Here is a 13,037-nt window from a genome sequence, read left to right as displayed (position 1 = left end):
TGGAAAGCCCGGGCTGTCATGCAGTGCCGGGCTTTTTTACGTCTGTCGATTGGCTCGCAATCCGTACAGTAGGGGGCAGACACCGCACTGTATGGTCGAGTAATGTGGCAACTGTCCCAGTACACTTCTAAACTGTTCCGGTATTGTTTCACACAAGAATAAAATGCCCGTGAAATCGAGTGCTGCGTCATGACCAATCTCTTGCTCTACCAACGTATTGCTCAGCAACTGGCCGAAGACATCCGCCGTGGGGTCTATCAACCGGGGGAGCGCGTGCCTTCGGTGCGCAAGATGAGTTCGCAGCTCAACGTCAGCCATGCGACGGTGTTGCAGGCTTACGCCAATCTCGAAGATCAGGGGCTGATTCGGGCGCGCCCGCAGTCCGGTTATTACGTGCACCAGACGCCGGCACTGACGGCGCCGACACCGGACATCGCCCGTGTCGAGCGGCCGGGGCTGGTTACCCGCAGCAGCATCATTCAACAGGTTCTGGTCGAATCACGCCGCGAAGGTGTGTTCCCGCTCGGTGCGGCCGTGCCGAGTGTCGATTACCTGCCAGTGCGCGCACTGCATCAGCAACTGGCCAAGGTCACCCGCTTCCATAGTCCGCGTGCTTTCAGCTACATGTTCAGCCCCGGTTTTGAGCCGCTGCGCCGGCAAGTGGCGATCCGCATGCGCGACGCCGGTGTGGTGGTCGATCCGTCGGAAGTGGTCATCACCCACGGTTGTGTCGATGCCTTGCAGATGTCTTTGCGTGTGCTGACCCGGCCGGGCGATCTGATCGCCGCCGAATCACCGACCTATTACGGTTTGCTGCAATTGGCCGATCTGCTCGGCTTGAAGGTCATCGAAATCCCTAGCGATCCGGCCACTGGCATGAGCCTCGAAGCGCTGCAACTGGCCGCCAACCAATGGTCGATCAAAGCGCTGGTGCTGACCACGCGCCTGAGCAATCCACTGGGCGGCACCATGCCCGAAGAGCGGCAGAAACAGTTGCTGCGTCTGGCCTCGGACTTCGACATCCAGATTGTCGAAGACGACATCTACGGCGAGTTGATGTTCGAGCAGGGCAAAACCAAAGCGCTCAAGGCTTATGACCGACTGGATCGGGTGATCTACTGTTCGAGCTTCTCCAAAACCTTGTCACCTGGTGTGCGCATCGGCTGGATGATCGCTGGCAAATATCAGCAGGAAATCCAGCGCCTGCAGACCTTCAGCACCCACTCGGCGTGCAGCGTGACGCAGATGGCGATTGCCGCTTATCTGGAAAACGGCGGTTATGACCGGCATTTACGGTACATCCGCCAGGAATACCGAAAAAACCTCAGCGCGTTCCAGTTGGCGGTGCAGCAGTACTTCCCCGAAGGCACGCAAATGACCCGGCCTACGGGCGGTTTCATCCTCTGGGTGAGCTTGCCGGGTAGGGTGAATACTCAGGAATTGCATGTGCGCGCCCTGCAGCAGGGCATCAGCATTGCGCCGGGACTGATCTTCAGTAATACCGAGCAGTTCAACCACTGTATTCGCCTGAACTGCGGGATTCCGTGGAACCGCGAGGCGGAGCGGGCGTTGATGACCCTTGGCTTGCTGGCGACGCAACTGTGTCAGGAAACCGCTGGCGGATTCTGAACGAGCGGTGGCTGATGCTTGTCTTGTGGCGCCCAACAAGCGAGCATATGGCCATCTGCCGTTTGCCACTGTTGGGTTCATGAAAGCGATTGCTCCTGCCGCTTGGGTTTTGCTGGGTTTGCTGATGATCGGTCATGCGCCTGGCGTCGTGGCCGCTGCGGCTCAGGAAAAACCGGCGGCGACGAGCCCGGCGAAAAAAAACACGCCAGCGCAGAAGGCAGCTCCGGCGAAGAAACCTCAGCAAAAAGTCATCAAGAAGCGCAAGCCAATCGCCTCGAAATCGAAACCCGCCAGTGAAGTGGTAAAAACCAAGTTGCCGTCGGCCAAACTCGATTTGAGCCTGCCCAAAGACATGGTCGAGGAATTGAAGCCCAAGGGCACGGTTGAATTGCCCAAGCGCGAGCCGATCCTGCCGCAGATGTTTGGCGAGAAGAACAACGGCTTCCAGCTCAACGGACGTTTGCTCAGCAACGAAATGCAGTTGCAACTGCGCAACGAAGAGCGCCGTGAAGTCGAAGGTGCGGCGCTGGATTTTGAATTCAAGCAGTGACTGCAGGCCATCTGTGACCCGCAGACCAGACGCTTTGTCGGAGACTGGTCAGTCACATTCAGTTATCGGTAAAAACCCCGGTTCAGGGAATTTAAAACAGCCGTTTTAGCGGTTACTCTGTTCCGCGTCCCTTTTACACATCGCCCGTCGCGAGGAATTGTTCGTCATGAAATGCCGTGAAGGCTGTGGCGCTTGCTGCATTGCCCCTTCCATCAGTTCGCCAATTCCCGGCATGCCTGATGGCAAACCTGCCGGCGAACGTTGCGTGCAACTCTCGGTCGAAAACCTGTGCAGCATTTTCGGCCGCCCCGAGCGCCCGGCAGTCTGTTCCGGCTTTGCGGCGGATGTCGAAGTCTGTGGCAGCAGCTCGGAAGAAGCGATCAGGCTGATTGGCTGGTGGGAGCAGATGACGGCGGCGTGATGTGTCAAACGAACGGAACTTCAACAATAAGGAATAAGACTATGGGTTCGCTGCATCGTATCGCTGTGTTGTGTGGTTTGACCGCTGTGCTGGCTACCTCCGTCGCTCAGGCTGAAGACTGGAAAGTCGCCAAGAACGAGGACGGCATCAAGGTGTCCCTGAGTGAAGTGCCAGGTTCGGACTACAAGTCCTACCAGGGCGTTGCGCTGATGAAAACCACCGTCGCCAAACTGCGCGCACTGCAGGAAGACGTCTCCGGCGCGTGCGCCTGGATTCACGAATGCAAGACCCAGAAACTGCTCAAGCACGAGGGCGATCAGAGCTGGACCTACACCCAGTTCAACACGCCTTGGCCGGTGACCCCGCGTGATTCGGTGCTGCACATCACCACCGTTGAAGGCGCCGATGGCAGCCTGACCCGTAACCTCGAAGGTCTGCCCAAGTACATTCCGGAAGAGAAAGGCTTTGTCCGTGTAGCGCAGGTCAAAGGCTTCTGGAAATTCGTACCCAAAGGTGATCAGGTTGAAGTGACCTATCAGGTGCATACCGAGCCGGGTGGTAGCGTGCCGTCGATGATTGCCAACAAGTTTGTCGTCGATGCACCGTTCAATACCCTCAAAGCCTTGAAAGAACGCGCCGAGAAGTAATCTCGCGTTGCAACAAAACGCCCCGATCGATTCGGGGCGTTTTGTTTTGTATCTATATTGTGTTTCCAGATATGCGTTGCACGAAATTTTCACAAAGTGTTCCTGACAATTCGCCCGCGCTGTTTGCACGCTGCCCCGGTTCGCGGCTGCACTAAATGAAAGTGTCGGGCGGCAGGGCAGTAATCAATGGCAATGGTGCGGGTGATCGTGCAACATTTGCGCACCGCGCAAGCCCCGGGGTCTGGAATGACCAATAGAGGGCCTGGCGCCGCTGTATTTTTGCAACTTCAACTTCCAATGGGTCCTAAAACGACATGGCAAACCCGGACGCCCTGAATCAGCAGCGATCTTCTGCTCGCCTGCTGCAACCGACCGTCAAATCGCATCTGGCCTACACGCTGCTTTGCGCGCTGGTCATGATGGTGATGTTTTCCGTGCTGCGCCTCGCGCTGCTGGTCTACAACCGCGAGATGATCCTCGACACCCCGGCTTCGACCTTCCTCGAAGCCTTCGCCAACGGCCTGCGTTTCGACCTGCGCCTGGTGGTTTACGTGTGCATTCCGCTGGTACTGGCGCTGTTCAGTGCCCGCGCCATGGCCGCACGCGGCTTCTTCCGCTTGTGGCTGACCATCGCCTCAAGCATCGCGCTGTTCCTCGGCCTGATGGAGATGGACTTCTACCGCGAGTTCCACCAGCGCCTCAACGGCCTGGTGTTCCAGTACGTGAAAGAAGACCCGAAAACCGTGATGAGCATGCTCTGGTACGGTTTTCCGGTGGTGCGCTACCTGCTCGCGTGGGTGATCGGCACCGTCATTCTGACCCTCGCGTTCAAAGGCGCCGACCGTGCCACGCGTCCGCGCGGCCCGTTCAGCGGTGGCAGTGTCGGTACCCGTCAAGTTGCGCCGTGGTACACCCGTCTGGCGGTGTTCGTGGTCTGCCTGTTGATCTGTGTAGTTGCCGCCCGCGGCACCTTGCGTCAAGGCCCGCCACTGCGCTGGGGTGACGTGTACACCACCGACTCCAACTTCGCCAACCAGCTCGGCCTCAACGGCACGCTGTCGCTGATCGCGGCCGCCAAGGACCGTATGGGCGAAGACCGCAACAACATCTGGAAAGCTACACTGCCGCAGGAGCAAGCGCAGAAGGTCGTGCGCGATATGCTGCTGATGCCGGACGACAAACTGGTCGATGCCGATATCGCCGCCGTACGCCGTGAATACACGCCACCGGCCGACAAGACCCTGCCGATCAAGAACGTTGTCGTGATCCTGATGGAAAGCATGGCCGGTCACTCGGTCGGTGCGCTGGGTGCGCCGGGCAACATCACGCCATACCTGGACAAACTGTCAAAGGAAGGCTTGCTGTTCGACCGCTTCTTCTCCAACGGTACGCACACCCACCAGGGCATGTTCGCGACGATGGCCTGCTTCCCGAATCTGCCAGGTTTCGAATACCTGATGCAGACCCCGGAAGGCAGCCACAAGCTCTCCGGCCTGCCGCAGCTGCTCAGCACGCGCAAGTATGACGACGTCTACGTGTACAACGGCGACTTCGCCTGGGACAACCAGTCGGGCTTCTTCAGCAACCAGGGCATGACCAACTTCGTTGGTCGTAACGACTTCGTCAACCCGGTCTTCTCCGACCCGACCTGGGGCGTGTCCGATCAGGACATGTTCGATCGTGGTCTGATCGAGTTGAAGAAGCGTGAAAACGGCAAGCCGTTCTATGCCTTGCTGCAAACGCTGTCCAACCACACGCCATACGCCTTGCCGACGCCATTGCCGGTCGAGCGTGTGACCGATCGCGGCAGCCTCAACGAACACTTGACCGCCATGCGCTACGCCGACTGGGCGCTGGGTCAGTTCTTCGAGAAGGCGCGCAAAGAGCCGTACTTCAAGGAAACCCTGTTCGTCATCGTCGGCGACCACGGCTTCGGCAACGAGCGCCAGATCACCGAAATGGACTTGGGCCGCTTCAACGTGCCGATGCTGATGATCGCGCCTGGTATTCAGGAGAAGTTCGGCACCCGTGACCACACCGTGGGGACGCAGATCGACATTGTGCCGACCATCATGGGCCGTCTCGGTGGCGAAGTGCGTCATCAGTGCTGGGGCCGTGACCTGCTCAATCTGCCGGAAGGCGACACCGGTTTCGGGGTGATCAAGCCGTCGGGCAGCGAGCAGACCACTGCCATCGTCACCGCCGACCAGATTCTGGTCCTGCCGAAGGACAAGGAAATGGGGCCGAAGATCTGGCAATACCAGTTGGGTGCCAATCCACATGCCGAGATCGTTCCGAATGCACCGCGCACTGCCGAGTTGAAACTCAAACTCGAAGCGTTCCTGCAAACGGCGACCAAAAGCCTGATGGACAACACTGCCGGTGTCATCAACGGCAAGCCTGATTGATCGCTTGCCGACAGTAAAATCCACGCAATAAAAAAGAGGCCCTGAACAGGGCCTCTTTTTTTGCGCTTGAAGCGTTATATCCGACCGAGTAACAGCAGCACCAACAGCACCACCAACACCACGCCGATAATGCCCGAAGGACCATAACCCCAACTTCTGGAGTGCGGGAAGACCGGCAGACCACCGATCAGCAACAGGATCAGGATAATGATTAGAATTGTGCCCATGTCGATTTCCTTGTTGATAGCGTTCGAGAAGTCTTGGTATTCAAGGGCGACTGGAGACTAAGTAATTCCAGACGGCTTACAAATTCCGACCGGTGTGCATGAAAGAAAATTCAATGTTTTTTTAATGTATTTGGATCGCTCGCTTATTTCCTTTACAGCGAAAAGTTCGCCGCCTCGTTTCACTCGACAGCGCCTGCCGGAATCCATGTAGGAGCTGCCGAAGGCTGCGATCTTTTGATCCTCCATTCAGCAACTTGATGGAGCGTGGGCGCGCGCTGATCCTTCGCTACACTCCGCGCATCTTCCCCGGAACAACAAGGCTGTCTGCTATGCAAAATCGCATGATGATCACTGGTGCGGGCTCGGGCCTGGGTCGCGAAATCGCGCTGCGCTGGGCCCGTGAAGGCTGGCAACTGGCCTTGTCCGACGTCAGCGAACCCGGTCTGCAGGAAACCCTGAAAATGGTCCGCGAGGCGGGCGGCGACGGTTTTACCCAGCGCTGCGATGTGCGTGATTACAGCCAGCTCACCGCGTTCGCTCAGGCCTGTGAAGTGAAGCTCGGCGGCATCGACATCATCGTCAACAACGCCGGCGTGGCCTCGGGTGGCTTTTTCAGCGAACTGTCGCTGGAAGACTGGGACTGGCAGATCGCGATCAACCTGATGGGCGTGGTCAAGGGCTGCAAGGCGTTCCTGCCACTGCTTGAACAAAGCAAAGGCAAAATCATCAACATCGCCTCCATGGCGGCACTGATGCAAGGCCCGGCGATGAGCAACTACAACGTGGCCAAGGCCGGCGTGGTAGCACTGTCGGAAAGTCTGCTGATCGAACTGGCGCAGCAGGAAGTCGGCGTGCACGTGGTCTGCCCCTCGTTCTTCCAGACCAACTTGCTCGATTCGTTCCGTGGGCCGACCCCGGCGATGAAAGCGCAGGTCGGCAAGTTGCTGGAAAGTTCGCCAATTACGGCGGCGGATATCGCTGACTACATCTATCAGCAAGTCGCCGCTGGCGAGTTCATGATCCTGCCCCACGAACAAGGGCGCATGGCCTGGGCGCTGAAGCAGAAGAACCCGCAACTGCTCTACAACGAAATGACTTCAATGGCGGAGAAGATGCGCGCCAAAGCCAAACAGAACAACGGCTGACCTTGCCCGTTGCAGACAGCGTCGTTAGGGTGGCCGCACTGGTCACCTTGTCGAGACGCATCAATGCTCAATTACCTGTGGTTCTTTCTCGCGGCGCTGTTTGAAATCGCCGGATGTTTCGCCTTCTTCATGTGGCTGCGTCAGGGCAAAAGTGCGTTGTGGGTGATTCCTGCGCTGCTCAGCCTGACCCTGTTCGCACTGTTGCTGACCCGTGTTGAAGCCAACTATGCCGGTCGTGCCTACGCCGCTTATGGCGGCATCTACATTGTCACTTCGATTGGCTGGCTGATGGTGGTCGAGCGCGTGCGTCCCTTGGGTTCGGACTGGATCGGCGTGGCGCTGTGCGTGATCGGCGCCAGCGTGATTCTGTTCGGGCCACGCTTTTCTGCTGTCTGAAGGTCTTTTGTGGGAAGCGTCTGACAGCTCAGGGCGAGCATGGGTGTAAGGCAAAACTGATTTGCTCGCCGTGCATTGAAGAGGCGCGGCAAGCCGCGCATCTTCAGGGTTCGCTAACCCTGAAGGACGAATCTCATGCTTGTACTCAGCCGTGTCGTTGGTGAGTTGATTTCAATCGGTGATGACATCACCTTGCGCGTTCTGTCAGTGAACGGTGCCAGTGTGCGATTTGGCGTCGAGGCGCCACAAAAGGTCAACGTGCACCGCGCGGAGGTCTATGAGCGGATTCAGCGCAAGCAAGCCACGCAGAAAGTTCGCTGAGGATTTCAGTCGAACAGGTGCTTGGGCACGTCGTGCTTGAGCATCAACTGGCACTGCTCGCTTTCCGGGTCGAAGACGATCAGCGCCTGGCCTTTGGTCAATGCCTGACGCACGCGCAGCACGCGGGTTTCCAGCGGCGTGTCATCACCGTTGTCGGTGCCGTCGCGGGTGACGAAATCCTCGATGAGGCGGGTGAGGGTGTCGACTTCAAGTTGGTCGTGGGGAATAAGCATGGGCACCTCGGCTGAATCAATGGCGGGATGCTACGGCGATTGCGGTTTGCCTGCCAGTTTTGTGTTGCCTGTACCGACCTCATCGCGAGCAGGCTCACTCCTGCAGGGGAACGCATTCCAAAGGTAGGCCTTCGCCTGCTCGCGATAGCGGTATTCCAAACAACGATGATCTAACTATCGTTACGCTGCCCCACCAGACTGTCCACCGACGGTACTCGCGTATCGCTCTCCATCTGTGTGTCATGCTCAATCTGATGACTGAAGCGATCCAGTGAAGCATTCGCTGGCGCCGCATCGCTGGCGAACACCGGCGGGCTCAGAATATAAGCGCCCAGCAAACGACTCAACGCCGCCAGACTGTCGATGTGCGTGCGCTCATACCCATGGGTCGCATCGCAGCCAAACGCGAGCAGGGCGGTGCGGATGTCGTGGCCGGCGGTCACCGCCGAGTGCGCATCGCTGAAGTAATAGCGGAACAGGTCGCGGCGCACCGGCAGTTCGTTTTCACCGGCCAGACGCAGCAAATGTCGCGACAGGTGATAATCGTACGGGCCGCCAGAATCCTGCATCGCCACACTCACCGCATGCTCGCTGGAGTGCTGGCCGGGAGCGACCGGCGCGATGTCGATGCCGACGAATTCGCTGACGTCCCACGGCAGCGCCGCCGCCGCGCCGCTGCCGGTTTCCTCGGTGATGGTGAACAGCGGGTGGCAGTCGATCATCAGCTCCTGGCCGCTGTCGACGATGGCTTTGAGTGCCGCGAGCAGCGCCGCAACGCCGGCCTTGTCATCGAGGTGACGGGCGCTGATGTGACCGCTTTCGGTGAATTCCGGCAGCGGATCGAATGCCACCACGTCGCCGATGCTGATGCCCAGCGAATCGCAGTCAGCCTTGGTCGCACAGTAGGCATCCAGACGCAGTTCGACGTGATCCCAACTGATCGGCATTTCATCAACGGCAGTGTTGAAGGCATGCCCGGACGCCATCAGCGGCAAGACACTGCCGCGAATCACGCCGTTGTCGGTAAACAGGCTGACGCGGCTGCCCTCGGCAAAGCGGCTCGACCAGCAGCCGACCGGGGCGAGGGTCAAGCGGCCGTTGTCCTTGATCGCACGAACGGCGGCGCCGATGGTGTCCAGGTGCGCGGAAACGGCGCGGTCGGGGCTGTTCTTCTTGCCTTTGAGCGTGGCGCGAATGGTACCGCGTCGAGTCATTTCAAAGGGAATGCCGAGCTCTTCCAGACGCTCGGCGACGTAACGCACGATGGTGTCGGTAAACCCGGTGGGGCTGGGAATGGCGAGCATTTCCAGCAGGACTTTTTGCAGGTAGTTGAGATCCGGTTCGGGGATTTGCGTGGTCATGGAAACTCCTGATGGGTTGAGCGCTGATCGTTCCCACGCTCTGCGTGGGAATGCAGCCGGGGACGCTCTGCGTCCCAAGAGTGGACGCAGAGCGTCCGGTGAGGCGTTCCCATGCAGACGGTTCGACGCCTCGACGTGGGAACGATCAGGAAAGGGTTAAATAGCCGGCTGACTGTGCGGAAACAACAAATCGACAAAGCGCTCCGCCGTCGGCTGCGGCTCATGGTTGGCCAGACCGGCACGTTCGTTGGCCTCGATAAACACGTACTCGGGTTGATCCGCCGCCGGCACCATCAAGTCGAGGCCGACCATCGGAATGTCCAGCGCCCGCGCCGCCCGTACCGCTGCATCGACCAGCGTCGGGTGCAGGATTGCGGTGACATCTTCCAGCGTGCCGCCGGTGTGCAGATTCGCCGTACGCCGCACAAACAGGTGCTCGCCGGCCGGCAGAATGCTGCTGTAGTCATAACCGGCCGCATGCAGGGTGCGCTGGGTTTCGTGATCCAGCGGGATCTTGCTTTCGCCACTGGTCGCCGCTTGCCGACGACGGCTCTGCGCCTCGATCAACGCGCCCACCGAATGCTGGCCATCGCCGACCACTTCCGCCGGCTTGCGAATCGCCGCCGCCACCACTTCAAAGCCAATCACCAGAATCCGCAGATCAAGCCCTTCGTGGAAGCTTTCGAGCAGCACGCGGCTGTCAAATTGCTTCGCCGCTTCGATGGCTTGCTGCACCTCTTCGATGCTCTGCAAATCCACCGCCACGCCTTGGCCCTGTTCACCGTCGAGCGGTTTGACCACCACCCGTTGATGCTCATCGAGGAAGGCCAGATTGTCGTCGGCATTACCGGCCAGTTGCTGCGAGGGCAGGTTCAGTCCGGCGCCTTTGAGCACTTTGTGGGTCAGGCTTTTGTCTTGGCACAGGCTCATGCTGATCGCGCTGGTCAGGTCGCTCAACGATTCGCGGCAACGTACGCGACGCCCGCCGTGGCTGAGGGTGAACAGCCCGGCATCGGCGTCATCCACCTGCACGTCGATACCGCGTCGATGAGCTTCTTCAACGATGATCCGCGCATACGGGTTGAACTGCGCCTCCGGCCCCGGGCCGAGAAACAGCGGCTGGTTGATGCCGTTTTTGCGCTTGATGGCGAAGGTCGACAGATTGCGAAAGCCGAGCTTGGCGTAGAGGTTTTTCGCCTGCCGGTTGTCATGCAGAACCGACAGATCCAGATAGCTCAAGCCGCGACTCATGAAGTGCTCGATCAGGTGCCGCACCAGCACTTCACCAACACCCGGCCGCGAGCATTGCGGATCAACCGCCAAGCACCACAGGCTGCTGCCGTTTTCCGGGTCGTTGAAAGCCTTTTGATGGTTCAGGCCCATGACGCTGCCGATCACCGCGCCGCTGTCTTCATCCTCGGCCAGCCAGTACACCGGGCCGCCCTGATGATGCGGAGTGAGCCGCGTGGCATCGATCGGCAACATGCCGCGCGCCTGATACAACAGATTGATCGCCTGCCAGTCCGCCTCACTCTGCGCGCGGCGAATACGAAAGCCGCGAAACACACGGGTGGCCTGGCGGTAATCGCTGAACCACAGGCGCAAGGTGTCCGACGGGTCGAGAAACAGTTGCGTCGGTTCCAGGCCGAGGATCTGCTGCGGCGCCGCGACGTACAACGCGATATCACGCTCGCCGGGCTGTTCTTTGAGCAGCTCCTGTGCCAGCGATGCCGGGTCGGGAAACGTGTGGCCGATCAGCAACCGGCCCCAGCCGCAATGGACGGCGATAGGGTCGGCGGCCAACGTGCTGCCGTCTTCGGCCAGACGCGCCTGCAAGCGTTCATAGGACGGCGTCTGACCGCGTAGCAGCCGTTGGTTGATGGCTGTGGCGTGGGGTTTCATCGATCAGATTCCTTGTTCACTGAGCCACAGGTTCAGGGCAGCCAGTTGCCACAACTTCGAACCGCGCAACGGCGTCAGTTGGCCTTGCGGATCGGTCAGCAATTTGTCGAGCATGGCCGGATTGAACAGACCGCGATCCTGACTCGGATCGAGCAGCAACTCGCGCACCCAGTTCAGCGTGTCGCCCTGCAAGTGCTTGAGGCCCGGCACCGGGAAGTAACCTTTTTTACGGTCGATCACCTCACTCGGGATGACTCGGCGCGCGGCTTCTTTGAGCACTTGTTTACCGCCGTCAGGCAGCTTGAATTGGCCAGGCACTCGGGCCGAGAGTTCCACCAGCCGATAGTCGAGAAACGGCGTACGCGCCTCCAGACCCCAAGCCATGGTCATGTTGTCGACGCGTTTAACCGGGTCGTCGACCAGCATCACCGTGCTGTCCAGACGCAGGGCTTTGTCCACCGCCGCCTCGGCGCCGGGCTGGGCGAAATGTTCTTTCACAAAGTCGCCGGCAGCATCGTTCGCGGTCAGCCATTTCGGCTGCACGGTGGCGGCGTAGTCGTCGTAGCTGCGGTCGAAAAATGCGTTGCGATACGCCGCGTACGGATCGGCCGCGCCGTCGACTTGCGGGTACCAGTGATAACCGGCGAACAACTCGTCAGCACCCTGGCCGCTCTGCACCACTTTGCAATGCTTGGCCACTTCGCGCGACAGCAGATAGAAGGCGATGCAGTCATGGCTGACCATCGGCTCGCTCATCGCGCGGAACGCGGCGGGCAATTGCTCGATGATCTCTTTCTCGTCGATGCGCAGTTGATGATGCTGAGTGCCGTAGTGTTTGGCGATCAGATCCGAGTACTGGAATTCGTCACCGCGTTCGCCGCCGGCATCCTGGAAACCGATGGAAAAGGTCGAAAGGTTGTCGACGCCGACTTCACGCAACAGGCCGACGAGCATGCTCGAATCGACGCCGCCGGACAGCAGCACACCGACATCCACTGCCGCGCGTTGACGAATCGCCACCGCTTCGCGGGTGCTGTCGAGGACGCGATCAACCCAATCTTCGAGGGTCAGATTTTTCTCATCATCGTGTGGGCCGTAAGGCAGGGTCCACCAGGTTTTCTGTTCGGTGGTGCCATCGGCTTCAACGCGCATCCAGGTCGCCGGTGGCAGTTTTTCGATGCCGGCCAGCAGGGTGCGTGGCGCGGGGACCACGGCATGGAAATTCAGGTAATGATTGAGCGCCACCGGATCGAGGATCGGGTTGATGTCGCCGCCCTTGAGCAGCGCCGGCAAGGCCGAAGCAAAGCGCAAACGCTGACCGGTGCGCGACAGGTACAACGGCTTCACGCCGAGACGGTCGCGGGCGATGAACAGGCGTTTGGCGTCGCGTTCCCAGATGGCAAACGCGAACATGCCATTGAGCTTCGGCAGCAGCGCTTCGCCCCAGGCGTGGTAGCCCTTGAGCAGTACTTCGGTGTCGCCACCGGAGTAGAACGCGTAACCCAGCGCTTCAAGTTCGGCACGCAGTTCCGGGAAGTTGTAGATCGCGCCGTTGAAGGCCAGGGACAAGCCCAACTGGCTGTCGATCATCGGCTGCGCCGAGCCGTCCGACAGGTCCATGATTTTCAGGCGACGGTGACCCAGGGCAATCGGCCCTTGGGCATGGAAGCCCCACGCGTCGGGGCCGCGAGGGGCCAGGTGATGGGTGATTCTCTCGATCGCTGCAAGGTCTGCAGGTTGTTGATCAAAACGTAACTCGCCAGCTAATCCGCACATAAAGTCCTTACCGGTTTTTCC

13 protein-coding genes are annotated in these 13,037 nt (G+C 59.6%); 8 read left to right on the top strand and 5 right to left on the bottom strand.

Annotated elements, in window-relative coordinates; translation table 11 throughout:
• Positions 1–189 precede the first annotated feature (189 nt).
• The 5 genes from AB4O01_RS11895 to AB4O01_RS11875 all read left to right on the top strand — a co-directional run bounded on the left by AB4O01_RS11895 (position 190) and on the right by AB4O01_RS11875 (position 5,655).
• Entirely contained in the window at positions 190–1,629 is a 1,440-nt protein-coding gene (locus AB4O01_RS11895; protein WP_016985994.1) for an aminotransferase-like domain-containing protein, read from the top strand.
• A 79-nt stretch (positions 1,630–1,708) separates the two neighbouring features.
• Entirely contained in the window at positions 1,709–2,179 is a 471-nt protein-coding gene (locus AB4O01_RS11890; protein ID WP_460091871.1) for a translation initiation factor 2, read from the top strand.
• Between the two features lie 166 nt (positions 2,180–2,345).
• Positions 2,346–2,600 (top strand): YkgJ family cysteine cluster protein, encoded by a 255-nt coding sequence (locus AB4O01_RS11885; RefSeq protein WP_007908349.1) that lies wholly within the window; start codon positions 2,346–2,348, stop codon positions 2,598–2,600.
• A 41-nt stretch (positions 2,601–2,641) separates the two neighbouring features.
• Complete coding sequence (locus AB4O01_RS11880) at positions 2,642–3,247, top strand: START domain-containing protein (protein WP_016985992.1); 606 nt, start codon at positions 2,642–2,644, stop codon at positions 3,245–3,247.
• A gap of 314 nt (positions 3,248–3,561) precedes the next feature.
• Positions 3,562–5,655: an LTA synthase family protein gene (locus AB4O01_RS11875; protein ID WP_460091869.1), complete on the top strand. Its 2,094-nt coding sequence runs from the start codon at positions 3,562–3,564 to the stop codon at positions 5,653–5,655.
• Positions 5,656–5,729: 74 nt separating this feature from the next.
• On the opposite strand, the gene AB4O01_RS11870 is transcribed toward AB4O01_RS11875, so the two are convergent.
• A complete protein-coding gene (locus AB4O01_RS11870) occupies positions 5,730–5,888 on the bottom strand; it encodes a DUF3309 family protein (protein ID WP_169432680.1) in 159 nt (52 codons plus the stop codon).
• A gap of 323 nt (positions 5,889–6,211) precedes the next feature.
• Between AB4O01_RS11870 and AB4O01_RS11865 the strand changes: the two genes are divergently transcribed.
• The 3 genes from AB4O01_RS11865 to csrA all read left to right on the top strand — a co-directional run bounded on the left by AB4O01_RS11865 (position 6,212) and on the right by csrA (position 7,744).
• Positions 6,212–7,027 carry an SDR family oxidoreductase gene (locus tag AB4O01_RS11865; RefSeq protein WP_186620510.1) on the top strand — a complete coding sequence of 272 codons (816 nt, stop codon included), beginning with the start codon at positions 6,212–6,214 and terminating at the stop codon, positions 7,025–7,027.
• Positions 7,028–7,090: 63 nt separating this feature from the next.
• Positions 7,091–7,423, top strand: coding sequence for a YnfA family protein (locus tag AB4O01_RS11860; protein ID WP_460091866.1), 333 nt, complete (start codon positions 7,091–7,093; stop codon positions 7,421–7,423).
• 135 nt (positions 7,424–7,558) lie between these two features.
• The gene (gene csrA, locus AB4O01_RS11855; RefSeq protein ID WP_016985988.1) at positions 7,559–7,744 is read left to right on the top strand and encodes a carbon storage regulator CsrA; all 186 of its coding nucleotides are present in this window, start codon (positions 7,559–7,561) and stop codon (positions 7,742–7,744) included.
• 5 nt (positions 7,745–7,749) lie between these two features.
• On the opposite strand, the gene AB4O01_RS11850 is transcribed toward csrA, so the two are convergent.
• The 4 genes from AB4O01_RS11850 to AB4O01_RS11835 form a co-directional block, all read right to left on the bottom strand.
• The gene (locus AB4O01_RS11850) at positions 7,750–7,977 is read right to left on the bottom strand and encodes a YheU family protein (RefSeq protein ID WP_003199186.1); all 228 of its coding nucleotides are present in this window, start codon (positions 7,975–7,977) and stop codon (positions 7,750–7,752) included.
• Between the two features lie 170 nt (positions 7,978–8,147).
• Positions 8,148–9,338 (bottom strand): osmoprotectant NAGGN system M42 family peptidase, encoded by a 1,191-nt coding sequence (locus tag AB4O01_RS11845; protein ID WP_016985987.1) that lies wholly within the window; start codon positions 9,336–9,338, stop codon positions 8,148–8,150.
• Positions 9,339–9,494: 156 nt separating this feature from the next.
• Positions 9,495–11,240: an N-acetylglutaminylglutamine synthetase gene (gene ngg, locus AB4O01_RS11840; RefSeq protein WP_460091863.1), complete on the bottom strand. Its 1,746-nt coding sequence runs from the start codon at positions 11,238–11,240 to the stop codon at positions 9,495–9,497.
• Positions 11,241–11,243: 3 nt separating this feature from the next.
• Complete coding sequence (locus tag AB4O01_RS11835; RefSeq protein ID WP_460091862.1) at positions 11,244–13,016, bottom strand: N-acetylglutaminylglutamine amidotransferase; 1,773 nt, start codon at positions 13,014–13,016, stop codon at positions 11,244–11,246.
• Positions 13,017–13,037 lie beyond the last annotated feature (21 nt).

The organism is Pseudomonas sp. S2_E02 (assembly GCF_054668355.1).
The sequence above is the reverse complement of the archived record's forward strand: the minus strand, read 5'-3'. Positions and strand labels throughout refer to the sequence as shown.